This window comes from Candidatus Mycobacterium methanotrophicum (assembly GCF_023515995.1).
Classification (GTDB): Bacteria; Actinomycetota; Actinomycetes; order Mycobacteriales; family Mycobacteriaceae; genus Mycobacterium; species Mycobacterium methanotrophicum.
Window position 1 is genome coordinate 3137248 of record NZ_CP097320.1, and the last position, 22269, is coordinate 3159516.

Sequence of the window (22269 nt, forward strand, 5' to 3'; positions counted from 1 at the left end):
TCAGCCGTGCAGGAAGACCACGACCCGCTCAGTGGCCGCCGGGAACGCCGCCGCAAGCGAATCAGCCGTCGGCTCAACCGGTTTGTCGCGGTGACGGAGATCGCACGGGTGATTCCGTCATGGATCGCCTCGGTCGGGGCTGCCGCTGGCCCGGTTGCGCTGAAGACTCGGCTGGCGATCCCCGCGTGCATCCCGCGCACCAACGTGGCCACCACGGACGACGTCGCTGATGGGAGCGCTGATGGACCCAACATTTTCGATGGACCTGTCGGAGGAAGTGGTCCACGTCCGCGACTGGGTGCATGAATTTGCCGAATCGGTTGTCCGGCCGGCCGCCGCGGAGTGGGACGAGCGGGAAGAAACCCCGTGGCCGATCATCCAAGAGGCTGCCAAGGTCGGGCTCTACACCCCCGATCTATTCGCCCAAATGGCTGCCGAATCCAGCGGTCTGGGCATGCCGACGGTATTCGAGGAAATGTTCTGGGGCGACGCCGGAATTGCGTTGTCGATCATGGCCACCGGACTTGCGGCGGCTGCACTGGCCGCCAACGGGACCCCGCAGCAACTCGGTGAGTGGCTGCCGCAGATGTTCGGCACCCCGGGCGAGCCCAAGCTGGCGGCGTTCTGCTCGTCCGAACCCGGTGCCGGTTCCGACGTGGGAGCCGTCCGCACCAAGGCACGGTATGACGAAGCCGCCGACGAGTGGGTGCTGGGCGGCACCAAGACATGGGCTACTAACGGTGGAATCGCCAATGTCCATGTGGTGGTGGCGTCGGTCGAGCCCGAGTTGGGCACGCGGGGACAGGCGACGTTCATCGTGCCTCCCGGTACAAAGGGCTTGTCACAGGGGCAGAAGTTCAAGAAGCACGGTATCCGGGCATCCCACACGGCTGAGGTGATTCTCGATGATGTCCGGATTCCTGGCGAGTTAATCCTCGGTGGCAGAGAGCGTTTCGAGAGCAGGATCGCCAAGATTCGGGAAGGACATCGCACAACCAGCCAGGCAGCGATGATGACGTTTGAGCGCACCCGCCCCGTGGTGGGCGCGATGGCGTTGGGCATCGCGCGGGCGGCCTACGAATATGCGCTGGAATACTCTCGCCAACGCGAACAGTTCGGACGGAAAATCGCCGAATTCCAGGCCATCGCGTTCAAGCTGGCCGACATGAAAAGCCGCATTGACGCATCGCGGATGCTGGTCTGGCGGGCCAGCTGGATGCAACGGAATGACAAGCCGTTCACCTCAGCCGAGGGCTCGATGGCCAAGTTGTACGCCAGCGAGACCGCAGTAACCACGTTCGCCTGATCGGCATTGACCGCCCCGGAATCGGGGCCTCCACGCCCTACCAGTACGACACCGTCGTCGCATTCGCCGATGACCTGCGCACAGTGGCGGACACCCTGGGCATCGACAAGATGACCGTGATCGGCTTGTCAGGTGGCGGGCCGTACACCCTCGGCTGCGCGGTGGCAATGCCCGATCGCGTCGTGGCGGTCGGGGTGCTCGGCGGCGTGGCCCCAACCGTCGGCGTCGACGCCATCGGCGGCGGAGTGATGGCACTTGGGTCACTGCTGGCCCCGCTGCTCAGCGTGGCCGGTTTTCCGATCCGGTGGGCGGCGGTCGGTTTGATCCGCCTTCTCAAGCCGGTCGCCGAGCCCGTGCTGTACCTGTACGCGCGGGTCTCCCCCGAAGCCGACCGGGCTCTGCTGGTCCGGCCCGAGTTCAAGGCCATGTTCCTCGACGATCTGCTCAACGGCAGCCGTAAGCAGCTACGCCGCAGCCGGGACTTCGCCCGGCGGCGGTGGCCCTTCGGGCAGTTTCGCCTCACGCGGGCGGGTGGTTTCGTAGGTTGAGCGGATGTCCAGTGATGAGTTCAGCCTGCGGTATTCGGATCTGGTGACCGGCAGCTATGACTGCGTGGATCGGATCGTGCTCAATGCGTTCTTCTCGCTGGGATATAACCCGGGCGGGTTGCGGGTGTGGTGGCGTCGGCTGCACGGCGACAGCGACGCCGAGCTGGACAACACCCATTTGATGCGGATGGCGGGCCGCTTCGCCCGCCGGGTCAAGGCGTGGGGCGCGGCCAACGCGGCGCCGGTGATCTTCTGCAAGGCCGGGGAACGCAAGCACCGCATCGCCGAGGAGTATCTGGCCACCCGCCAGGTCGGCGTCGGGGTGTTTATGGTGCTGGCGGCCAAGGCGCCAGCACCGGTGTGGAAGGTGGCCCGCTCGCCCAAGACCGGCGCGATCCTCAACATCGAAAGGAGACGCGAATACGTCAACCACTACTCGTTTCACATCATCGACCCCGAGTGGGGCATGTCACGATCAAGATGAGCGGGCATCCGCCGTTCGGCGCGCAGATCATCCTCAACGGCCATGAGTTCGCGGCTCGCCAGGCCGCCGCGGCGGGGATAGCATTCACCAAGGCCGGCAACTGCTTCACCGCTGTGGCCGCCCCCGCAGGCCTGGCCCGGATCGCAGATGCCTTGTCGCAGGATGCGGCTGTAGGGCGGCTGGGTCAGGTCTGCCAACGCTGGATCTATTCGGCGTGTTTGTGCTTCGGGCTGGATCTCGACGAGCAACACCGCAGCGGATTCGGCTACGGGTTCGCCGTCTATCAGCTCGAATACAGCCGCAACCTGATCTTCGCCAACGGCGCCATCATGCAGCGGGTCTTCGACGCAGTCGTCGATCGCACCCGCTGCCGGCTGGATGCGCCCAAGATCGGCACCATCGTCGGCGCCGCGCGCCGCCCACACCGCACCCGCAAACGCTCCTCGGCGATCGAGGCCGCGATCGAGAAGAGCTAATTTCCGCGTACCCCCGCGGGTGTGGCCGGGTCACGGGGGAGGCGACGGGGGAGGCGGAAGTCGTTGCCAGCCTCCCGCCTGCGAATACGTCCAACCGCAGGGCACGAACTCCACATGCAACCACCCATCCGGGGTCGGTGTCCAGCACTTCGGCGCGTTCGGATCGGGTTGGTCCGGCTGGTCGTCTGCGTGGGCAAGGCCGCTGCCGGACAGCACAGCAGTCGCAACGGCCACGATGATCGCCAGTTTGGTCTTCATGAGTTAATTTTGCCGTCCGCAGCGCTCGTCAAACCGATGCGGCTATCATGCGACGAGTTTGTCGACGCCGTCGAAAAGTAGCGCCGGTCACAAATTGCCCGACGAGTCGTGATACATAGTACGAGTGGTCGATAAGCAGCGACTCAGCAACGATCAGCGCAACTCGTTCATTGCCGCGCTGCTGGGTTGGACGATGGACGCCTTCGATTACTTTCTCGTCGTGCTGGTGTATGCGGATATCGCAAAGACGTTCCACCACACCAGAACCGAAGTCGCGTTCCTGACAACCGCCACTCTGTTGATGCGCCCGGTGGGCGCATTGTTGTTCGGGCTGTGGGCCGACCGGGTGGGCCGGCGGCTACCGCTGATGGGCGACGTGACGTTCTATTTCCCTAGTCGGTTTCTTCTGTGCGTTCGCACCGAATTTCGCTGTGCTGGTAATCCTTCGACTGCTATACGGCGTCGGAATGGGCGGTGAGTGGGGTGTGGGCGCCGCGCTTGCGATGGAGAATGTTCCCGCGGAGCGACGCGGCTTCTTTTCCGGTCTGTTGCAAGAGGGCTACGCATTGGGCTATCTGCTCGCAACGTTGGCGTCGCTGTTGGTGATGGACCGGCTCGGGTTGTCATGGCGCTGGCTGTTCGGGCTGAGCATCATCCCGGCGCTGGTCAGCCCGATCATCCGGTATCGGGTGAAGGAGTCCGAGGTGTGGGAGGCCAAACATCGCCGAATGCGGCTGACTCACACCAGGATTAGCGATGTGCTGCGCGACGCTGCGATCGTCCGCCGGTTCATCTACCTGATGCTGCTGATGGCCGCCTTCAATTGGATGAGCCACGGCACCCAGGACATCTACCCTACCTTTCTGTCGGCGACCCACAACGGTGGCGCAGAGCTGTCGGGCACGACCGCGAAGTGGATCGTGGTGACCTACAACGCCGGCGCCATCGTCGGCGGCCTGCTTTTCGGCTCGCTGTCTCAAAGATTCGGCCACCGCCACACGGTGGTGTTCTGCGCGGTATGGGGCCTACCGATCGTCCCGCTGTTCGCCTACTCGCATACCGCAGCGATGTTGTGGCCTTGGCTCGTTTCTGATGCAACTCGTCGTGCAGGGCGCGTGGGGCGTCATACCGGCGCATCTGACGGAGATGTCGCCGGATGCCATCCGGGGCTTCTACCCGGGGGTCACCTACCAGCTGGGCAATCTGCTGGCCGCGTTCAACTTGCCGATCCAAGAGCGACTTGCCGCTGCGCACGGCTACCCCTTCGCGTTGGCCGCGACGATTGTGCCGGTGCTGACCGTCGTCGCTCTTTTGACAGCGATCGGCAAGGACGCGACCGGAATCCGCTTCGGCACTAAGCAAAGCGCTTACAGTCGCGCCGGTCCGGTCGGCGATCGCGGCGAGCAACGTTAACCCTTAAAAGGGTGGTGGGTCGTTGCGGGCAGCGATTCGTCTTCGGCCACTCTGGGCCGCAATGACGGCCTCGTTGATCCGTCGCTCCGAGGCGATGCGGGCGGCGCGCTCGGCGGCGCGGGTCTGGCGGCGGGCTGGCATCATCAGTCCTCGGTGCTCGCCCTGTGCTCGACTTGAGGTCGGCAACACCAATTCGCCCGTTGACGCGACCAACAATGGGAAGAAGATACTGGCGCCGGGTTTGGTGGTGTAGATGTGACCCGTCGGTGACATCCACTCCACGGCACCATCGGCAAGCTGACGGTCGGCCCAGCCGCCAAACCCCGAGTAGAACGTCTTCAGCAGGTGGTGCCAACTGTGGATAACCAAAAGTCATTGAGAACGGTGGTTGCCCAGTTCGCTGAGCGCCCGGCGCAGCAAATGCATCGCCACCGTCGTCGACCACTCCCGGACATCGGCACGGTTGCCGGGCAGTCGAAGCGTTCGCGTCACCAACCGTGCCTCGGTCAGCGCCACCGTGAAGCAGACCGTGCCGACCGGCTTGTCCGCTGTTCCTCCGTCTGGACCGGCGATCCCAGTGATCGCAACCGCCGTGTCGGCCGTAAAGCGTTGCAGCGCACCGGTTGCCATCGCCTCGGCTACCGGCTCGGAGACCGCGCCGTGTGCCTCGATCAACGCTGAATCGACACCGAGCAACTGCGTTTTTGCCTCGTTGGCGTAAGCAACCAGACCGCCGGCGACGTAGGCGGACGAACCCGGCCGCTCGGTGAGCCGTGCCGCCAGCAGCCCGCCGGTGCAAGACTCCGCCGTCGCTATCCGCCGCCCGGTCAACAGCTGCGCCACCTGATCGTCCACCTGCGAGCCATCTTCGGAATAGATGTGCTGCCCGTGCCGCGCGCGCAACAATTCGACCAGTTGGCTGTACACCTCTGCGGCGTCGGGCTCGTAACGGGTGACGATCTCGAGCTCTCCTCGCCGCAAGCAGGTGGTGATCTCCAAGGACCCGAAATCGGGCAGGCGCTGCTCGGCGTCGCGCAGGGTCTCGGCCAGGCCGGACTCCGCCAATCCGAACATCCGCACGGTGTCCTGGCGGTAGACCGTCCGGCCGGCGATGGCGTCCTGAACCGCGGGTGTCGCTACGGCGATCGGCCACATCGGTTGCAGTTCGCGCGGCGGCCCGGGTAACACTACGACGGTCGGCTTACCGGGCACGACCACACCCGGGGCCGTGCCCACCGGGTCGATCACCAGCGCGTCGGCCGGGATCATCGCTTGCTTGCGATTGGCGGCGCGGACCGCATCGAAATCGCCACCCTCAATGCGAGCCATCAACTTCTTCAGGATCGCCGCGATGTTGGCCTCCAACTTGGCGTCCAGCACCAGCTCGCGTTCGCAGAACCGCGCCACGGTCGCAACGGTCATATCGTCGGCGGTCGGCCCCAATCCGCCGCTGGTCACGATCAGGTCCACGCCCTCGGCTGCCAGGAACCGCAGCGCCGCCTCGATGTCTGCGTCGCGGTCACCGCAGAGGGTGATGTGGGCGAGTTCGACGCCCAACTCGAGAAGCCGATCGGCCAGCCATGGACCGTTGCGGTCGGCCACCCGACCGGTCAACACCTCGGTTCCGGTCACGACAATGCCGGCGCGTGCAGTCACGCTATGACAGTAGGCGTGGAGGAGAATCGATTGATGATCGAGTTAGAGGTACTTCAAGCTGATGTCACCAAGCTCGAGGTTGATGCGATCACGAACGCGGCCAACACCGAGCTTCGGCATGGTGGCGGGGTCGCCGCGGCCATCTCCCGGGCCGGCGGCCCGGCTGTGCAGCGCGAGTCGGACGAGAAGGCGCCGATATGCCTCGGGGAAGCCGTCGAGACCACCGCCGGCGAGATGCCGGCCCGCTACGTGATCCACGCCGCCACGATGGAGCTTGGCGGACCGACCTCGGCCGACATCATTGCCCGGGCCACCCGCTCGACGCTGCATACTGCAGACGAATTAAGTTGTCGCTCATTAGCTTTGGTGGCTTTCGGTACCGGAGTTGGCGGTTTTCCGTTGGATGAGGCGGCCCGGCTGATGGTCGACGCGGTGCGCCAGCACCAGCCGCGTTCGCTTGAGCGTGTCGTGTTCGCGGTGCACGGCGACGCCGCCGAACAAGCATTTCGCGCTGCGATCGGCGGTTAAGCCTCCGGACCGCTCAAAAAACGCTCGACTGATTCGGTTTTGCGGGTCATCGCGTCGGTGACACCAGAGCGCCAGTCCGCCTTGATCACCACGCTGACCCGAGGGGAGCGGGCCTTGACGGCCTCGACGGCGCGCTGCACCACCGCCATCACCAGATCCCAGCTATCGCCTTCAACGACGGTAAACATCGCATCGGTCTTGTTCGCCAAACCGGAATCGCGCACCACTCGCACCGCTTCGGCGACGATCTCACCGACGCTTTCACCCACGCCCAGCGGGGTGACGGAGAATGCGACCAGTACGGACACAACACAGACCCTACTCGACACGCATGGCAGCATCGGCTCCATGCGTGTTCTGGTGCAACGGGTCTCATCGGCGACGGTGTCGGTCGGTCAGCATGTCGTGGGGTCAATCCAACCCGACGGCCAGGGGCTGTTGGCGTTCGTCGGAGTGACCCACGACGACGATATCGGCAAAACCCGGCGGCTCGCTGAAAAGCTTTGGCAGCTCAGAATTCTCGAGGGCGAGCAGTCCGCAGCCGACATCAACGCCCCGATCATGGTGATCAGCCAGTTCACGTTGTACGCCGACACCGCCAAGGGGCGACGACCGTCATGGAATGCCGCCGCCCCCGGCGCCGTCGCCGAGCCGCTGATAGCGGCGTTCGCGCACGCGTTGCGGCAGCTGGGCGCCCACGTGGAAACCGGTAGGTTCGGCGCGCACATGCAGGTCGCATTGATCAATGACGGCCCGGTGACCCTACTGCTGGAGCTGTGATTGGCGGGTCATTGCCGTCTCCGCGGCGGCTGAGCGTAGCGTGCTGTGGAAGCGGCGGTTGGTCGAGCCGCACCCGGCGTTCGTGGAGCGGCTGACGTGAGGTACGCGCAGGATCGTGGTCACGTCGCCTTCTTCTACCGCACCCGGCAGGAATACCGCGATCATCTGCTGGCATTTGTCTCCGGCGCCGTTCAGGCGGATCAAGCGGTGCTGATCGCGGTTCCGGCAGGGAACTTGGCGGTGCTGGCCGCCGAGTTGGACGGCTTGGCCGCCGGCGTGGTCATGACCGACATGAGCGAAGCGGGCCGCAACCCCAGCCGGATCCTGGGCGAGGTGCTGAGCAGGTTGGTCGACAAGCATCGCGGAAAACCGGCACGCATGATCAGCGAACACATGTGACCGAGTCGTTCTGTTGCCGAATATCCGGCCTGCGTGGAACACGAGACGCTGCTCAACCGAGCTTTCACCGGCCGCGACGTCACGGTGGTCTGCCCATATGACGTCTCACGGCTCGACCCCGACGTCATCGCCGACGCCCGTTGCACCCATCCGGTTCTATGGCAGAACGGAATCCTAGACAACGACAATGCGGCATACGCCCCCGAAACGATGCTCGCTCGCTACAACCGGCCGCTGTTCAGCCACCCGACAGCAGTCAGGTACACGGCGCGGACACTGGACGACTTGGCCGGGGCACGGGCCTTCGCCGGTGCCTACGCGCAGTGGTTCGGCCTGTCTCCCGACCAGACCGCGGACCTGCAGTTGATCGCCAGTGAACTGACAACGGCGGGCCTGACACACGCGGGCGGGACGTGCCGCCTTGCACTGTGGCGGCAAGATGGCCATGTGGTCTGCGAAGTGCGTGACGACGGTTGCCTCGACGACCCGCTCGCCGGGCGCCGGCGGTACGCCAGCGACAGCGACCGTGGGCGCGGGCTGTACGTGGTCAACGCGGCGGCAGATCTGGTGCGCACGCACACCGCTGCTGACCAGACGACGATCCACGCTTACCTTCACCTGCCGCGCGGCCATGACGTTGCGAGACATTCGTGAGCTCTTGGCGTCGCCTCTCCGGACGGCGGTATGTTCGCCAGATGGGCTACAGCCGCTCACGCATCTTCGACGCCGATCGGCCGGCCCGGGTGCTCGCGCTGACTGCGGCCCGGGTGATCACCATCGGGTCATACGTTTTCCATCAGGTGGAGGGTTGGGAGCTGTTTTTGAGGAACGGTCAATGACCACACCGGACGGATGGATCCGCTCCGACCACGATGAGTGGGACATTGTCAGCAGCGTCGGCTATACCGCACTGCTGGTAGCCGGATGGCGCGCCCTACATGCCATGAGTGCGCAGCCGCTGGTGCGTGACGACTACGCGAAGCATTTCATCACAGCTTCGGCGGACCCGTATTTGACCGGTCTGCTTGCCGCGCCGGGAACATCCGATGGCGCGACGACCTTCCCGCGGCTGTACGGGGTGCAGACAAGGTTCTTCGACGAATTCTTCTCCTCCGCCGCTGACGGTGGTATCCGTCAAGCAGTCATCGTCGCGGCCGGGCTAGACTCTCGTGCATACCGGCTGAACTGGCCAAGTGGCACAACAGTATTCGAGATCGACCAACCGAAAGTTCTGGAGTTCAAAGAGCGCGTGCTCGCCGAGCATGCGGCCGTGCCCGCCGCGGATCGCCAAGAGGTCGCCACGGATCTGCGCGACGACTGGTCAATACCGCTGCGCGCAGCGGGGTTCGACCCGCAACGCCCCACTGCCTGGTCGGTGGAGGGAATTCTGCCCTACTTGGCCGGCGACGCGCAGGACACGCTGTTCACCCGGATCAGCGACCTCTCCGCGCCGGGCAGCCGGATTGCGATCGGTGCGCTGGGCTCGTGCCTGGACGACGACAGACTTGCCGCGCTAGGAGCGGCCTATCCCGGTCTCAACCTGTCCGGCGATGTCAGGTTCTCGGCTCTGACCTACGACGCCGCGAAGAAAACCAAACCCGCTGACTGGCTCGCCGGTCACGGCTGGACGGTTGAGCCCGTCCGCGCCAACCCCGACTTGCAGGCCGAATATGGCCGAACTCCACCCGAAGTCGACCTGCGAGTCGACCAGATTATGCACTCGGAGTACATCACCGCGACCCGCTGAGCTCGCGCTCTATTCCCCCACGACGTAGGTTGTGCTGCGACTCGCAGCTGCCACAAAACGCTGCCGGCAGCGGTCACACCCGCCTGAATCAGCTCGCGTTTGAGGACTTTGTTGGTTGCTGTCTGAGGCAGCTCGCCCTGGTACTCCGGCGGCCAGTTCAGTCCGAACCATCCCCGCTAGCCGATCTTGCGTCGGAACGACGCGACGTGCCCGCCGAGAGACTCCTGGCCGTGTTCAGCCGGTTCGCAGCGCAGACCCGCCGTGACGTTTCGCCGCAGAAAGTCACGCACCTCGGCCAGCCAGGCGTTCTGCGCTGCGTCAAGTGCGAAATCCACCATCCACTTCTTAGCGCCTCCGACCTGCGTGTGCCCGACGTTTCGAAAATCTAGAACTTGTGCGGGACGTCGTTGACCAGGCCGCCGTCCATCACGAATTCGGCGCCGGTGGCATACGACGATTCGTCGCTGGCCAGGAACACCACGAAGGTGGCGACCTCGTCGGCCACACCGGGGCGACCGAGCGGGACGGTGACCATGTCGTCCGGGAAATGCTTGGTCATCGGGGTGCGGATGAATCCGGGGTGAATCGAGTTGACCCGGATGTTGTGCGCCGCCAATTCCAACGCGGCTGACTTGGTCAGGCCGCGCACCGCCCACTTTGAAGCGACGTACGGGTGCACCATCACGGCGCCTCGCAGGCCCTCGATGGATGAGACGTTGATGATCGAGCCGCCGCCGGCGGCCTTCATCGGCTCCACCGCGGCCTGGATGCCGTGAAACGTACCGTTGACGTTGACGTCAATGACCTTGTGCCACTTGGCCACATCGAACTGCCCCAGCTGGCCGAGCGCCACGATGCCGGCGTTGTTGACCAGAACGTTGAGCTTGCCGAAATCGGTGACCGCGGCGGACACCGCGGCCTCCCACTCGTCGGGTTGGGTGACGTCGAGGTGGACGTAGCGCGCGGCATCACCGATTTCGCCGGCCAGCGCCTTGCCCTCGTCATCGAGGATGTCGCCGATCACCACCTTGGCGCCCTCGTCGACCAGCATCCGGGCATCCGCAGCACCGATCCCACGAGCGCCGCCGCTGATCAGTGCAACTTTTCCGTTCACGCGTCCCATGACGCGTCAGGCTACCGCAGCCGGAAATGCGATTAGAACTCGTTCCATCGTGGGCCGCGCGGACGCCCTCAGAAACGACCCGACGGTGCGCGTCGCGAGCACGCCATAACGAGGCGATCTAACCGATCCAGATGGTCACAGCTCGCCAATCCCGTACTAAACTAGAACACGTTCCAGTTAGTCCACGGCGGCCAGCAAGCAGACCAGTAAGGAATCAGGTATGCACACTCCCATCTGCGACGAGCTCGGCACCGAGTTTCCGATTTTCGCGTTCACACACTGCCGCGATGTCGTCGTCGCGGTGAGCAAGGCCGGTGGTTTCGGCGTACTGGGGGCGGTCGGCTTCACCCCCGAGCAGCTCGAGACCGAACTCAAATGGATCGACGAGAACATCGGCGATCACCCGTACGGGGTCGACATCGTCATCCCGAATAAATACGTGGGCATGGACTCACACCTGTCCGCCGAGGAGCTAGCCGAAACGCTGCGCAAGATGGTGCCCCAGGAGCACCTAGACTTCGCCAAGAAGATCCTCGCCGATCACGGTGTCCCCGTCGAGAACGCCGACGTGGATACCCTGCAGCTGCTCGGGTGGACCGAAGCGACAGCCACTCCCCAGGTCGAGGTGGCACTCAAGCACCCGAAGGTGAAGACGATCGCGAACGCGCTCGGCTCCCCGCCGGCCGACATGATCAAGCACGTCCACGAAGCCGGACTCAAGGTGGCAGCGCTGTGCGCCTCCCCCTCACAAGCTCGCAAACACGCCGACGCCGGCGTCGACATCATCATCGCGCAGGGCGGCGAGGCCGGCGGGCACTGCGGCGAGGTGGGCTCGATGGTGTTGTGGCCGCAGGTCGTCAAGGAAGTCGCGCCGGTACCGGTGCTGGCGGCGGGCGGCATTGGCAGCGGCGAGCAGATCGCGGCGGCACTGGCACTCGGCGCCCAAGGGGCGTGGACCGGATCGCAGTGGTTGATGGTCGAGGAAGCCTCCAACACCCCGGTTCAGCAAGCGGCATACGCCAAGGCGAGCAGCCGCGACACCGTTCGCAGCCGTTCGTTCACCGGCAAGCCGGCGCGGATGCTGCGCAACGACTGGACCGACGCGTGGGAGGACCCGGAAAACCCGAAGCCGCTCGGCATGCCATTGCAGTACATGGTTTCCGGCATGGCGGTGCGGGCCACGAACAAATACCCGAACGAGACGGTCGACGTCGCGTTCAATCCGGTCGGTCAGGTCGTTGGACAGTTCGCCAAGGTGGAGAAGACCGCTGCGGTCATCGAACGCTGGGTGCAGGAACACCTGGAAGCGACGAACCGGTTAGACGAGCTCAACGAGGCCACCACCGTTTGACGAACGGCTCTGCGCCGGGATTACTCGTCGTCGGCGGGCGTGCCGGTGAAAACCTCTTTGGCCCTGTCGATGGCGTAGGTGGCGATGTCGAGTGAGTTGTGCACGATGTCGCCGGCGCCGCCGGCGATGTCGCCCTTGATCATGTGGCCGGCATCTTCGACGATGTCCGACGATCGCTCAACGGCGTTCGCCACGATGTCTTTGGCGGCGTCGATCGCGTCCCTGGCGTTGAAGCCCATTGCAGTCTCCCTGTTGTCTCGTCAGCCGGCGACGCCCGTGTCCGACGGGAAACCGCCACCGGTCAGCTGCCCAACCTGGCAGCCGTGTTCCGTGCACAGCATAGGAAGCCCGTCCCGCGTCTGCGCGGCCGACCCGCGCGGATTTTGACATGGTGCACCGACCTGCTGAACCCCGTTGAGGGGGTAGCAGATCACCCCGTACCCCGGTTGCGCTGCCGGGTACTGGTTGATGATACGGTGGCACGCCTCGGCCTGCCCGCCCGGCTTGCGCCCGAAGATGAACCGCTCATAGTTGCCGCACGGCGCGCCCAGCGACGCGTTGCAGTCGCTGGCACGTCCCGTCGTAGTTGCCGGGGTCGGCGGCGGAGGCCGGTGCCAGGCTGACAGCTGTACCCGTGATCGCAGCGGTGACGAACAGTTCGCGAATCATGCGGCAAGCATAGCCAGCGCGGCCTGGGCCGCAAGGCTGTTTGGCGCGGCGGTATGCAGCGGGCCCGCTAGCGGTCAGCGGGCCGGTAAGTGCAGATCAGGACGCCGGTGGCGACCGGCGTTGCCGACCCGAGCTCGAGCGCACGGGCCAAGTCGTCGTCGGGAAATAACCGCTTTACATGGTGTTACGGTCGAAGTACGGCATCGACCATCACGTTCCATCTCCGCGGTCAATGCCGACGCCGAACATCCCGCTGAAGACCTCGTGACAAAGCTGATCGAGGCTGACATCGACGGGCTTTTTCGTGATTCTGCTGGCGGTGGCCGGCAACGAGACCACCCGCAACTCCATCACCCAGGGCATGATGGCGTTCACCGACTTTCCCGATCAGTGGGAGCTGTACAAAAGGGAGCGTCCCGCAACCTCGGCCGACGAGATCGTCCGCTGGGCCACCCCGGTCACGTCGTTTCAGCGGACCGCCCTGCAGGACTACGAGCTGTCCGGCGTGCAGATCAAGAAAAGTCAGCGAGTGGTGATGGTGTACCGCTCGGCCAATTTCGACGAGGATGTCTTCGACGACCCGTTCACGTTCAACACCTTGCGTGATCCCAACCCGCACGTGGGATTTGGCGGCACCGGAGCGCACTACTGCATCGGGGCCAACTTGGCGCGCGTGACGATCGACTTGATGTTCAACGCGATCGCCGACGGAATTCCTGATCTGGAATCGATCGGCAAACCCGGCGGCTGCGGTCGGGTTGGCTCAATGGCATCAAGCACCGGCAGGTCGACTACCACACCAACGGGGCGAAAAGCGCTGTCGCGCATTAGCCTCAATCGCATGGCTACGCATCGAGCTGTTCAGGTAAAGTCCGCCGGAGCTCCGTTAGAACTGGTCGATGTCGAAACGACGCCGCAGGCCGCGATGAAGCACGGCTGACGGTCAGCGCATGTGGGATCTGCGGCACCGACGCACGTTTTGTCTCGGGCGGCTTTCCGGGCATGACGTGGCCGTTGACTCCCGGGCACGAAATCGCCGGAACGATCGCCGAGCTGGGTGCGGGTGTCGAGGGTTTCGCGGTCGGCGATCGCGCCGCGGTCGAGTGGTTCGGCGGCTGCTGCTACCACTGCGATCAGTGCCGAAAAGGCCACTTTATTCATTGCGAGAACGGCAAGGTCCCGAGTTACCAATATCCGGGCGGATATGCGGAGTCGGTGATTGTCCCAGGCAGCGCACTGGCCCGGATACCGGCAGAGCTTTCCGATGCAGAAGCCGCGCCAATGGGCTGCGCCGGCGTCACCACCTACAACGCCTTGCGCCACACGAAAGCGTTGCCCGGCGACCGCGTCGCCGTCCTCGGTGTCGGCGGGCTCGGCCACCTCGGGGTGCAGTTCGCCCGGGCGATGCCATGGCCGCAACGGTCGGCGGGATATCACCACAGGGTGAGCTCGTCGCCATCGGCGTCACGCCTGAACCGTCGCCGATCAGTCCCCTTCAGCTCATCACCCCGGGAATCAGCATCGTCGGCCATCCCTCCGGTACCGCGAAAGACGTCGAAGGCACCATGGATTTCGCGGTGCTGTCCGGTGTTCGGGCCTGGATCGAGGAGCTACCGCTGTCAAAGGCCTCCGAAGGCTATGCGATATTGGAGCAGGGCCGAGCACACTACCGCACCGTTTTGACGATGTGACACAGTCGGTCGGTGACCGGCCCATGGACTATTGATGCATCTGACGGTGAGTTGTTGGTTCACACCGGTGTCGCCGGCCGGGCACCGAAGATGGGTCACCGGCTCACCATCGTGATGCGACGCTGGCGGGCCACGGTGAAGTGGTCAGATGATGCACCCGTGGCGGCCACGCTCACAGTTGACGTCGATTCGCTCGACGTTTTGCGGGGCGAAGGCGGCCTGACGCCATTGTCCGGTCCGGAGAAGATCCTGGTGCGGTCCAACGCATTACGACAGCTGGATGCCGGACGTTTTCCCAAGATCTGCTTCGAGGCCGATAGCATCGACCACAGCCAGGACGGTTATCGGCTGGCCGGTACGCTGCAAATCCACGGAAAGACCCGACCATACGTAATCGACTTGGGCACTGAGGATCTCGGCGATACCTGGCGGCTGTCCGCGCAGGCCGTCGTACGCCAATCCGAATTCGGGGTCAAGCCGTATTCGTTGTTGATGGGCTCGCTGAAAGTCGCGGACGACGTCACCGTCTCGTTCACAGCCCAACATGGAAGGAAGTAAAGATGCGGATCGGAGTCGTGTTCCCGCAGACCGAGATTGGCGCGGACGCGGGCGCGGTGCGCGCGTACGCCGAGCATGTCGAAGGGCTTGGATTTGCCCACCTACTTGCCTACGACCACGTCGTCGGCGCCGATCCGTTGGTACACGTCGGTTGGGACGGGCTTTATGACCGGTACGACACCTTCCATGAGCCGCTGGTGACGTTCGGCTACCTCGCCGCGGTCACCACCTCACTGGAACTGGTGACCGGCATCGTGATCCTGCCGCAGCGACAAGCCGTTCTGGTTGCCAAGCAGGCGGCCGAGGTGGACCTGCTCAGCGGTGGCCGGCTACGCCTGGGCGTGGGCATTGGCTGGAACGCGGTCGAATACGAGGCGCTGGGCGAAGACTTTTCGAACCGCGGCAAGCGCAGCGAAGAGCAGGTGGACCTGTTGCGCAAGCTGTGGACCGAACAGAGTGTCACCTACCACGGCACGTATCACCGGGTGACCGGAGCCGGACTGGCGCCGCTGCCCGTACAGCGGCCGATTCCAGTGTGGTTCGGGGCGGCTTCGCCACGCGCGTGCCGGCGCGCCGGTCGCCTCGGCGACGGCTGGTTTCCCATGGTGGGCCCGGGCCCGAAACTCGACCAGGCGCTGCAAGACGTAGCGCAAGGCGCGGCGGAGGCCGGCCGTGACCCCGCCCAAATCGCCATGGAGGGCCGGGTCTCCTGGAATGGCAATGCCGACGACCTCGCCGACGGTCTTCGGGTATGGGCCGATGCCGGCGCGTCGCATGTTTCGATCAACACGATGAAGGCTGGGCTGGCGTCGGTCGACGACCACCTTGCCGCGTTGAGCACCGCAGCCGAAATCGCCCAAGCTTTCGCGGGTTAGTGACTATGGCGGTGGCGCGCCCGCATTAGGCGGCGGGCCTTGCGCCGGAGCCGGCTGGTCTGGCGATGGGTTCTGCTGACCGTGCAGGCGCTCAAGCAGCTTGGTGAGCAGTGGATGTAGATCGGGTGGCGGAGGGACAGGAGCGACCGGCTCTGGCGGCGGTGGCGGCGGAATCGGTGCGGCGGCTGGGAGTTCGGCAGACGGTTCGTCGGAAGCCACGATCTGCGGCTGGGCAGCTGCAGGGGCTTCGACCGGCGCCGGCGCCGGTCGCGCAGCGGGCGCCTCGACGGCCGCCGGCCGCGGAGCCGGAGCTTGTGCGACGCGATGAGTCGCGGCCTTGTGCACCGCATGCCGGACCGGTCCGGTAGGGCGGTCGGGAACCAGGCTCGGGCCGAGAGCAAATGACAGCGATGCGACGAACGTGACCGCACCGGCGATGAGCATCGTCATCGCCGGTGCGGTCGCGTTTTGCCGCGAGCGTCGCCGCTCCTCCTGCTCGCCGCCGGCGGTCTCGGCCATCTCAGTGTGGGTGAATCCGATGCTCTCGGCCGACGCGAGAGCAGCCCCACGCGCCAGCGCCAGCTGCGCGCCGGTCTGCGTAATGACCGGCACCGGCACCGCTTTCTCCAGCCGCCACGCCAGCGCCTCGAGGTCCTCATCGGGACCGACGATCACGATCCCGCCCGGTTGCCATGAACTCCGGTCGAAAAGCGCGGTCAGCCATCCGACCAGTCGACCCGCGCCGCCGGTCAGCGCCTTGGTGGCCGTCTGTGGCTCGGCGTCGCGCGTGTCGACCATAACGACAATCGTCGAATCGCCGTCCAGTACGCAGACGGCGGCCTTGTCGTAGCCGACGACAGGCGCGATCGCCCGCGCCAACATCTCACAAGCCTGCTGCAGCCGAATTGGAACAACATTGTCGAAGCCGGCGTCGGTCAGCGACTCCAGCAGCAGTGCAGCCTCCGCGGCCGCCTCGTCGCACCAGGTGACAGCGATTTCATGAAGGCGGTGGTCATAGTTGATCGCCGTGGCTTGAGCGTCGAACACGGCGGCTGTCGTCTGCGCTGAGGTGTTAACCGCGCGCACCCCGCCGCCAGGAGCTACTTGGAAATCGTCGTGATCAAGGATGGAGCCGTCGGCGTCGCGGCCTTCCACCAGGACCCAGCCGACTGACGTGGATGTCAGCGACAGCCCAACTACCGTGTCCAAATTTGCACCTCAATCGTGCCCCGACCCGTAGGCCACCGCCAGCACGAGACCGTCAATGCGGGTTGGTTCGAGCCGGGGCGGAGGACCGGGACAGCGTGGTCTCGTCGGTCTACCCGGGTGAGCCTACGCGCTCATCCCGACAACAGCCGAACGGGCATCAACACCACCGTGCGAGGCCGCGATGGACCTCCCACGCCGTGCGCAACCTTCGGATTTCCGTTGTCCACAGTGCATCGCAACGTTGCCAGAAACGGCTGCTTGGCCGGCTCGCGGCCAGCTCTGCGCAGGTGGCGGCAGCCGACACCAAATCGATACGCCTTTGCGTCCCGATCGACATATGGACTGCCACACGGTAAGTTTTGCGAAGTATCGCGCGATGGCCGTACGACAAGGGGCGCCGGATGAAATTCGTGAACGAAAAGATGCGTGGCTGGGTGCGGCGACTGACGGTCGCCGCTTTTGCGGCCGCCGCACTGCCGGGCCTCGTCGGCCTACTCGGCGGAGCGGCGACGGCGGGGGCATTCTCCCGGCCCGGCCTTCCGGTCGAGTACCTGCAGGTACCGTCGGCCGCGATGGGCCGCAGCATCAAGGTCCAGTTTGAGAGCGGTGGGAACAACTCCCCCGCCGTTTATCTGCTGGATGGTCTGCGCGCCCAGGACGACTACAACGGCTGGGACATCAACACCCCCGCCTTCGAGTGGTACTACCAGTCCGGGCTGTCGGTCGTGATGCCGGTTGGCGGGCAGTCCAGCTTCTACACCGACTGGTACAACCCGGCCTGCGGCAAGGCCGGTTGCTCGACGTACAAGTGGGAGACCTTCCTGACCAGCGAGCTGCCCGGCTACCTGGCTTCGGAAAAGAGCGTGAAGTCGACCGGCAGCGCCGCGGTGGGCATCTCGATGGCTGGTGCATCGGCAATGAATCTGGCGATCTACCACCCTGCGCAGTTCATCTACGCCGGTTCGCTGTCCGGCTACCTCAGCCCGTCCACCGGGCAGAGCTGGATAGGCATGGCGATGGGTGATGCCGGCGGCTACAAGAAGGAAGACATGTGGGGACCAGACAACGACCCGGCATGGATACGCAACGACCCCACTGTCAACGTCGACAAGCTCGTCGCCAACAACACCCGGCTCTGGGTTTACTGCGGCAACGGGACTCCGAATGAACTGGGCGGCGCCAACTTGCCGGCGACGTTCCTTGAGAGCAATTTCATGATCGGCGGAAACAAGAAGTTCCAAGAGGCGTACACCGCCGCGGGTGGCCACAACGCCGTGTTCAACTTCCCGCCCTACGGCACGCACAGCTGGGAGTACTGGGGCGCCCAGCTGAACGCCATGAAGCCCGACCTGCAGGGCTACCTCGGTGCCCACCCGGGCGGATCGGGCGGCTAACACCCCTGTGAGGCGGCGAGTCAGCCACCCAGGGCGGCCAGCAGCTCCTTGATCCGGGCCACCTCGTCATCCGTCGGGATTTGGTCGGCTTCGATGGCGTCAAGAAGCTCGGCCGTAAGCCCTGCACCATTGGCGGTTTCCTGCGCCGACAGCCTGGCGCCGTCACGGCCGAGGGTGGCCGAGCGGATGGTCTCACCATCCAGACTGCGGGACCGGCGAAACTTCACCCACCCGAACTTAGGTAAGCATGTTCCAAAATAACCGTACGCTGGCGACTTCCGGTACGGTATCGGCATGGGAACCGGTCAGGAACGCCCACTACGCGGACTCGAACTCGGTTACTGCCGGGTGTCTACGACCAAGCAGAGCCTCGAACGCCAGCTCGACGCACTCACTGCCGCCGGCATCCCCGCCTCGCGGATCTACAGCGACAAGAAGACCGGCCGTACCGTCGATCGGCCCGGGCTGACGAAGCTGCTCGGCTACGCCCGCGAGGGCGACACCATCGTGGTGCACACTCTGGACCGGCTGGGCCGCAATCTGCGCGAGGTCCTGAACCTCGTCCACGATCTCGCGGGGAAGGGCATCGGGGTGCGGTCACTGGGCGACCCGCTGCCGATCGACACCAGCGACGACGGCATGGGCCGCATTGCGTTTCTGCTGCTCGCGCTGTTCGCGGAAATGGAACGCACCTATACCGCCGAACGCGCCGCCCACGCTCGCGCCGTCGCCGAAGCCGCCGGCCGCCGCGTCGGCCGGCCCGCCGCCCACCCCGCCGACAAGATCGACTACGCCAAACTCCTTCGCCAGCAAGGCAACAGCCTCGGCCAGATCGCCACCAAGACAGGCATCCCCAAAACCTCGCTGCACCGCTACCTGGCGGCGGATCTTCCGAATGCGGACAAGAGCCACACCAAATTCCCTAACCCCCTCCGGCCCAACGCAATACCTTCCGGATCGGATGCGGTTAGTCGGAGCCCACATCGCAGCGCCGATCAGGCTCGGCGCCTGTTCGTCCGTCAGGCATAGCCAGTCGACCAGAGTCGACGAGCCGGTAGGGCGTGCGTCGAGCCAGCGATCGACCGAGCAGCAGCGCGAGTCGCGCAGGGTTCTGCGACGGTTGGATCACTCCAACAGATCGTTGGTCGGCGGTCGAATGATGGCTGTGCTGAAGACCGGCAACAGGTTGGCGGCGTCCCCGCGCCAGGGCAGCGCCAGGATCTGGCCGTTGCTTCGTCGCCCCCCGAAGGTGCGCAGAGCCTCAAAATCACTAAGGTTAAGTGTGATTCGAGCAGGTGCCATAGTGGGATCACCGAGCTGCACCGTCCCTACGGTCGGCGTGGTCAACCGAAGTGCAGGCCTCTCAGTTCGCCGAATGAACCGGTCGAACATCGTCATGAGAAAACCGGCAGCCACCACAAAGACTGGATCCTCCGCGCGTAGCCCGGGTTCTCCTATTGCACCGCGAATGTCGTGCTCATGAGTAAGCACATCAAAAACTGCCTGCGCGCCAAAGATTTTCGGGCTCTGCTCGAAGAGATCCGCGACCGCGCCAGTATTCTCGGCCCAGATGGCAAGCAATTCATCGAGGCTACAGTCGGCTAAACGGGTCAGTTGGGCGCGGGTCCACTCATCGGTTCCCGCACCATCAAGGTTCAGCGAAATCAGGTCCTCAGCGCTACCGGCCAGGTGGCTCACCGTTTGACGAACTGACCATTCCGGGCAGGCGGGCACGGTCAGATCACCGAGATCGGTGCGGCCGCGAATCAGCGCATCGACACGCTGTTGCACAGTCCGGTACCCGATAGCGGCCTCAGCTCCCGTGCATAGCTGAGGCCGTAATCGACAGCCCTCGTTGCTCTCGTCATCTGCACTCATTTCGTCGGACACAATCGGCCACCGTACTGCAATTCTTAAGAGGACTGTGAGGCAGAGGATCGCACGCGCACTGCCTCGCCACTCGGGGTCGTCCTAGCTAGCGCCACCCGTTCGCCGATTTCAGTTCCTCGGTGCGCCAAATAACGCTGAAGATTCCGCGCCGCTCAGCTCTGAACGTCACACGCGGTGTCTCATTTCTTGTCTCGCACCGCGTGTGTCGGATCTTCGCTGTCGGTGGGCAATGAGACAGTCATCGCCATCACCGCGATCCTGGGTGGCTATGTCAACTTGAGGTGGCCCCACTGTGACGGCGCAAATTGGCCCCACCTGAAATCTTCGTGGAGCGGTTTGGCGGACGTGGGCCACTGATCGCTGTTGGTGCGAGCCGAGCGCCGTGCGATTCGGCGGGCAGCCGAAAGGGCCATCGCGAAGCGACGCGGTAGCGCCCTTGACGCGTGAGGGGCGGTCCCGTCGCCTCGCGCGGCACTCGGCGGAGGTGACCGGCGTGGCCAAGGCGACCCTCATCGATGGCGCCGTGTTGGTCCTGGGCGCAGCGAGGCGCGCCATCGCCGCGACCGTTGCTCGGGTGGTAGCCGATGGCCGCGACACCAGCGACCTGCTCGCCGGGCTGACCCGCATCGGCGTCGACGAGATCGCCTACCGCAAGGGACATCGCTACGTGACGTGCGTGCTCGAGCATACGACCGGGAGGCTGGTGTGGGCCGGCGAGGGCCGAAACCAAGACACCCTGGGGAAGTTCTTCGACCAGCTGGGCGCCCAACGTTGCGCGGCGTTGACCCGCGTCAGCTGCGATGGGGCCGAGTGGATTCACACCGTGCTGCGAGCACGCGGCGCCGCAGGCGGCGGTCTGCCTGCATCCGTTTCATGTCGTGGCCTGGGCGCTCAAAGCCCCCGACCGGGCGCGGGTGCGCACCATGGCCCACGCCGGCGTCCGCGACCGTCACGCGATGCGGGCGACCCGCAAGAACCCGGCCGACCTGACCGGTGAGCAGCGCACCAGCCTCGCCGAGACCACCGACACCAACCGCACCCTCTGCCGCGCCTACCTTCTCAAAGAGCAACTCCGCGAGGTGTTTCGAGTTAAAGGCCAAACCGGGCGGCAGCTGTTGGCCGGCTGGTTGTCGTGGGCGTCGCACTCGCGTATCCCCGAGTTCGTCGCGCTCGCCCGCACCATCCGCCACTACCGGGAGTTGATCTGCAACACCCCCTTGATCACGGCCTGTCGAATGCGCGCTCAGAGGCGACGAACACCCACCTGCGAACACTGACCAAGCGGGCGTATGGATTTCACAGCCCCGGCGCATTGATCGGCATGGCCATGCTCACCCGCGGCGGCCTATGCCCACCACTACCCGGCCGAGCAGCATGAAACCCGCCCACAGAAACGTCAGTAGATCCAAGAAGTCGTGATGGAATCGGTTCCAGCTGGGACTGGTCGCGGTTTGCCGACGCGTTCACCGAGGACGCAACCTACGTCGAGCACACCTACGGGACGTTTCACGGGCGCGAGCAGATTCGCGATTGGATCGTCTCGACGATGAATGTTTTCCCGGGGGCAGCGAGACGTCGTGACTTCTACCCGACGTCCTGGTACTCCATTGACACCGACCGCGGCTGGGTGTTTTGCGAGTTTCTCAACCGGATGCGTGATCCCGGCGACGGGAGCATTCACCAGACGGCCAATCTGTCGGTGATGAAGTATGCCGGCGACAACCTGTGGAGCTATGAGGAAGGCGCCTACAACCTGGTGAACTTCCTGCCGATGGTCCGCGAGTACATCCAGCGATGTCACGCGCTTGGCACCGCCAGCGACGACGCGATGGCGTTCGCAAAGAACATGAATTGGGAACTGGCCTAACGGCCCCGACTTCCGCCTTCGTCTTAGGCTTGCGATCGCGGAGACGA

24 protein-coding genes and 8 pseudogenes are annotated in these 22269 nt (G+C 64.8%); 21 read left to right on the top strand and 11 right to left on the bottom strand.

The annotated features are described in order from the left end of the window. Positions 1-241 precede the first annotated feature (241 nt). The 4 genes and pseudogenes from M5I08_RS16180 to M5I08_RS16195 form a co-directional block, all read left to right on the top strand. Positions 242-1291 (top strand): annotated as a pseudogene (locus M5I08_RS16180) (acyl-CoA dehydrogenase family protein); the annotation flags it as partial. Next, positions 1291-1773 (top strand): annotated as a pseudogene (locus M5I08_RS16185) (alpha/beta fold hydrolase); the annotation flags it as partial. The pseudogenes M5I08_RS16180 and M5I08_RS16185, both read left to right, overlap by 1 nt. Positions 1774-1858: 85 nt before the next feature. Further along, positions 1859-2338, top strand: coding sequence for a hypothetical protein (locus M5I08_RS16190; RefSeq protein ID WP_219068462.1), 480 nt, complete (start codon positions 1859-1861; stop codon positions 2336-2338). Beyond that, the gene (locus M5I08_RS16195; protein WP_219068463.1) at positions 2335-2814 is read left to right on the top strand and encodes a hypothetical protein; all 480 of its coding nucleotides are present in this window, start codon (positions 2335-2337) and stop codon (positions 2812-2814) included. The genes M5I08_RS16190 and M5I08_RS16195 overlap by 4 nt, the downstream gene beginning before the upstream one ends. Before the next feature lie 30 nt (positions 2815-2844). Here M5I08_RS16195 and M5I08_RS16200 read toward each other — a convergent pair whose 3' ends face one another. Beyond that, positions 2845-3072, bottom strand: a complete 228-nt coding sequence (locus tag M5I08_RS16200; protein WP_249762832.1) for a hypothetical protein — start codon at positions 3070-3072, stop codon at positions 2845-2847. A 193-nt stretch (positions 3073-3265) separates the two neighbouring features. Between M5I08_RS16200 and M5I08_RS16205 the strand changes: the two are divergent. After that, positions 3266-4485, top strand: a pseudogene (locus M5I08_RS16205) (MFS transporter). A 3-nt stretch (positions 4486-4488) separates the two neighbouring features. Here the strand turns inward: M5I08_RS16205 and M5I08_RS16210 are convergent. Both M5I08_RS16210 and M5I08_RS16215 read right to left on the bottom strand, forming a co-directional pair. Next, positions 4489-4758 carry a hypothetical protein gene (locus M5I08_RS16210; RefSeq protein ID WP_249762833.1) on the bottom strand — a complete coding sequence of 90 codons (270 nt, stop codon included), beginning with the start codon at positions 4756-4758 and terminating at the stop codon, positions 4489-4491. Positions 4759-4857: 99 nt separating this feature from the next. Further along, complete coding sequence (locus M5I08_RS16215) at positions 4858-6141, bottom strand: competence/damage-inducible protein A (RefSeq protein WP_502213836.1); 1284 nt, start codon at positions 6139-6141, stop codon at positions 4858-4860. A 33-nt stretch (positions 6142-6174) separates the two neighbouring features. Between M5I08_RS16215 and M5I08_RS16220 the strand changes: the two genes are divergently transcribed. Continuing rightward, positions 6175-6669 (top strand): macro domain-containing protein, encoded by a 495-nt coding sequence (locus M5I08_RS16220; RefSeq protein ID WP_219068465.1) that lies wholly within the window; start codon positions 6175-6177, stop codon positions 6667-6669. Here M5I08_RS16220 and M5I08_RS16225 read toward each other — a convergent pair. Next, positions 6666-6977: an MTH1187 family thiamine-binding protein gene (locus tag M5I08_RS16225; protein ID WP_219068466.1), complete on the bottom strand. Its 312-nt coding sequence runs from the start codon at positions 6975-6977 to the stop codon at positions 6666-6668. The genes M5I08_RS16220 and M5I08_RS16225 overlap by 4 nt on opposite strands. Positions 6978-7017: 40 nt before the next feature. Here M5I08_RS16225 and dtd point away from each other — a divergent pair, with 40 nt between their 5' ends. From dtd to M5I08_RS16250, 4 genes and pseudogenes are all read left to right on the top strand, one after another. Further along, a complete protein-coding gene (gene dtd / locus M5I08_RS16230) occupies positions 7018-7449 on the top strand; it encodes a D-aminoacyl-tRNA deacylase (RefSeq protein ID WP_219068467.1) in 432 nt (143 codons plus the stop codon). 96 nt (positions 7450-7545) lie between these two features. After that, a pseudogene (locus M5I08_RS26350) lies at positions 7546-8502 on the top strand (anti-sigma factor RsbA family regulatory protein). Positions 8503-8543: 41 nt separating this feature from the next. Further along, positions 8544-8687: a hypothetical protein gene (locus M5I08_RS16245; RefSeq protein ID WP_219068491.1), complete on the top strand. Its 144-nt coding sequence runs from the start codon at positions 8544-8546 to the stop codon at positions 8685-8687. Next, positions 8684-9595: a class I SAM-dependent methyltransferase gene (locus M5I08_RS16250; RefSeq protein WP_219068470.1), complete on the top strand. Its 912-nt coding sequence runs from the start codon at positions 8684-8686 to the stop codon at positions 9593-9595. The genes M5I08_RS16245 and M5I08_RS16250 overlap by 4 nt, the downstream gene beginning before the upstream one ends. Before the next feature lie 179 nt (positions 9596-9774). Here M5I08_RS16250 and M5I08_RS16255 read toward each other — a convergent pair. Both M5I08_RS16255 and M5I08_RS16260 read right to left on the bottom strand, forming a co-directional pair. Continuing rightward, positions 9775-9930, bottom strand: a pseudogene (locus tag M5I08_RS16255) (acyl-CoA dehydrogenase family protein); the annotation flags it as partial. Between the two features lie 50 nt (positions 9931-9980). Next, positions 9981-10718 carry a glucose 1-dehydrogenase gene (locus tag M5I08_RS16260; RefSeq protein ID WP_219068471.1) on the bottom strand — a complete coding sequence of 246 codons (738 nt, stop codon included), beginning with the start codon at positions 10716-10718 and terminating at the stop codon, positions 9981-9983. A gap of 220 nt (positions 10719-10938) precedes the next feature. Between M5I08_RS16260 and M5I08_RS16265 the strand changes: the two genes are divergently transcribed. Then, complete coding sequence (locus M5I08_RS16265) at positions 10939-12069, top strand: nitronate monooxygenase (RefSeq protein WP_219068472.1); 1131 nt, start codon at positions 10939-10941, stop codon at positions 12067-12069. Positions 12070-12089: 20 nt separating this feature from the next. Here M5I08_RS16265 and M5I08_RS16270 read toward each other — a convergent pair whose 3' ends face one another. Both M5I08_RS16270 and M5I08_RS16275 read right to left on the bottom strand, forming a co-directional pair. Then, on the bottom strand, positions 12090-12308 hold the full coding sequence (locus M5I08_RS16270; RefSeq protein WP_219068473.1) for an Rv1893 family protein: 219 nt from the start codon (positions 12306-12308) through the stop codon (positions 12090-12092). Positions 12309-12329: 21 nt separating this feature from the next. Then, positions 12330-12738 (bottom strand): annotated as a pseudogene (locus M5I08_RS16275) (hypothetical protein). A 240-nt stretch (positions 12739-12978) separates the two neighbouring features. Here M5I08_RS16275 and M5I08_RS16280 point away from each other — a divergent pair. The 4 genes and pseudogenes from M5I08_RS16280 to M5I08_RS16295 form a co-directional block, all read left to right on the top strand. After that, a pseudogene (locus M5I08_RS16280) lies at positions 12979-13569 on the top strand (cytochrome P450); the annotation flags it as partial. Positions 13570-13579: 10 nt separating this feature from the next. Further along, positions 13580-14429 (top strand): annotated as a pseudogene (locus M5I08_RS16285) (alcohol dehydrogenase catalytic domain-containing protein). Between the two features lie 12 nt (positions 14430-14441). Beyond that, the gene (locus M5I08_RS16290) at positions 14442-14987 is read left to right on the top strand and encodes a YceI family protein (protein ID WP_219068474.1); all 546 of its coding nucleotides are present in this window, start codon (positions 14442-14444) and stop codon (positions 14985-14987) included. 2 nt (positions 14988-14989) lie between these two features. After that, a complete protein-coding gene (locus M5I08_RS16295; RefSeq protein WP_219068475.1) occupies positions 14990-15862 on the top strand; it encodes an LLM class F420-dependent oxidoreductase in 873 nt (290 codons plus the stop codon). A 3-nt stretch (positions 15863-15865) separates the two neighbouring features. On the opposite strand, the gene M5I08_RS16300 is transcribed toward M5I08_RS16295, so the two are convergent. Next, the gene (locus tag M5I08_RS16300; protein ID WP_219068476.1) at positions 15866-17071 is read right to left on the bottom strand and encodes a DUF7159 family protein; all 1206 of its coding nucleotides are present in this window, start codon (positions 17069-17071) and stop codon (positions 15866-15868) included. Positions 17072-17472: 401 nt separating this feature from the next. Between M5I08_RS16300 and M5I08_RS16305 the strand changes: the two genes are divergently transcribed. Further along, a complete protein-coding gene (locus M5I08_RS16305; RefSeq protein ID WP_219068477.1) occupies positions 17473-18465 on the top strand; it encodes an esterase family protein in 993 nt (330 codons plus the stop codon). A gap of 20 nt (positions 18466-18485) precedes the next feature. On the opposite strand, the gene M5I08_RS16310 is transcribed toward M5I08_RS16305, so the two are convergent. Further along, positions 18486-18692, bottom strand: a complete 207-nt coding sequence (locus M5I08_RS16310; protein WP_219068492.1) for a hypothetical protein — start codon at positions 18690-18692, stop codon at positions 18486-18488. 67 nt (positions 18693-18759) lie between these two features. Between M5I08_RS16310 and M5I08_RS16315 the strand changes: the two genes are divergently transcribed. Beyond that, positions 18760-19494: a recombinase family protein gene (locus M5I08_RS16315; RefSeq protein WP_219068478.1), complete on the top strand. Its 735-nt coding sequence runs from the start codon at positions 18760-18762 to the stop codon at positions 19492-19494. Between the two features lie 96 nt (positions 19495-19590). Here the strand turns inward: M5I08_RS16315 and M5I08_RS16320 are convergent, their stop codons facing one another. Further along, positions 19591-20256 (bottom strand): maleylpyruvate isomerase N-terminal domain-containing protein, encoded by a 666-nt coding sequence (locus tag M5I08_RS16320; protein WP_219068479.1) that lies wholly within the window; start codon positions 20254-20256, stop codon positions 19591-19593. Between the two features lie 592 nt (positions 20257-20848). Between M5I08_RS16320 and M5I08_RS16325 the strand changes: the two genes are divergently transcribed. The 4 genes from M5I08_RS16325 (at position 20849) to M5I08_RS16335 (ending at position 22222) form a co-directional block, all read left to right on the top strand. Continuing rightward, on the top strand, positions 20849-21352 hold the full coding sequence (locus tag M5I08_RS16325) for a transposase (RefSeq protein ID WP_249762835.1): 504 nt from the start codon (positions 20849-20851) through the stop codon (positions 21350-21352). Beyond that, positions 21234-21632 carry a transposase gene (locus tag M5I08_RS16330; RefSeq protein WP_256469554.1) on the top strand — a complete coding sequence of 133 codons (399 nt, stop codon included), beginning with the start codon at positions 21234-21236 and terminating at the stop codon, positions 21630-21632. The genes M5I08_RS16325 and M5I08_RS16330 overlap by 119 nt, the downstream gene beginning before the upstream one ends. Next, positions 21584-21733: a transposase gene (locus tag M5I08_RS26915; protein WP_370328651.1), complete on the top strand. Its 150-nt coding sequence runs from the start codon at positions 21584-21586 to the stop codon at positions 21731-21733. Before M5I08_RS16330 ends, M5I08_RS26915 begins: the two co-directional genes overlap by 49 nt. 168 nt (positions 21734-21901) lie before the next feature. Continuing rightward, a complete protein-coding gene (locus M5I08_RS16335) occupies positions 21902-22222 on the top strand; it encodes a hypothetical protein (protein WP_307728272.1) in 321 nt (106 codons plus the stop codon). The last annotated feature ends 47 nt before the right edge of the window (positions 22223-22269 follow it).

Coding starts and splice junctions, on each gene's coding strand:
- M5I08_RS16190 (WP_219068462.1), top strand. CDS start 1,859: ATGTCCAGTGATGAGTTCAGCCTGCGGTATTCGGATCTGGTGACCGGC.
- M5I08_RS16195 (WP_219068463.1), top strand. CDS start 2,335: ATGAGCGGGCATCCGCCGTTCGGCGCGCAGATCATCCTCAACGGCCAT.
- M5I08_RS16200 (WP_249762832.1), bottom strand. CDS start 3,072: ATGAAGACCAAACTGGCGATCATCGTGGCCGTTGCGACTGCTGTGCTG.
- M5I08_RS16210 (WP_249762833.1), bottom strand. CDS start 4,758: ATGTCACCGACGGGTCACATCTACACCACCAAACCCGGCGCCAGTATC.
- M5I08_RS16220 (WP_219068465.1), top strand. CDS start 6,175: ATGATCGAGTTAGAGGTACTTCAAGCTGATGTCACCAAGCTCGAGGTT.
- dtd (WP_219068467.1), top strand. CDS start 7,018: ATGCGTGTTCTGGTGCAACGGGTCTCATCGGCGACGGTGTCGGTCGGT.
- M5I08_RS16245 (WP_219068491.1), top strand. CDS start 8,544: ATGGGCTACAGCCGCTCACGCATCTTCGACGCCGATCGGCCGGCCCGG.
- M5I08_RS16250 (WP_219068470.1), top strand. CDS start 8,684: ATGACCACACCGGACGGATGGATCCGCTCCGACCACGATGAGTGGGAC.
- M5I08_RS16260 (WP_219068471.1), bottom strand. CDS start 10,718: ATGGGACGCGTGAACGGAAAAGTTGCACTGATCAGCGGCGGCGCTCGT.
- M5I08_RS16265 (WP_219068472.1), top strand. CDS start 10,939: ATGCACACTCCCATCTGCGACGAGCTCGGCACCGAGTTTCCGATTTTC.
- M5I08_RS16270 (WP_219068473.1), bottom strand. CDS start 12,308: ATGGGCTTCAACGCCAGGGACGCGATCGACGCCGCCAAAGACATCGTG.
- M5I08_RS16295 (WP_219068475.1), top strand. CDS start 14,990: ATGCGGATCGGAGTCGTGTTCCCGCAGACCGAGATTGGCGCGGACGCG.
- M5I08_RS16305 (WP_219068477.1), top strand. CDS start 17,473: ATGAAATTCGTGAACGAAAAGATGCGTGGCTGGGTGCGGCGACTGACG.
- M5I08_RS16315 (WP_219068478.1), top strand. CDS start 18,760: ATGGGAACCGGTCAGGAACGCCCACTACGCGGACTCGAACTCGGTTAC.
- M5I08_RS16335 (WP_307728272.1), top strand. CDS start 21,902: ATGAATGTTTTCCCGGGGGCAGCGAGACGTCGTGACTTCTACCCGACG.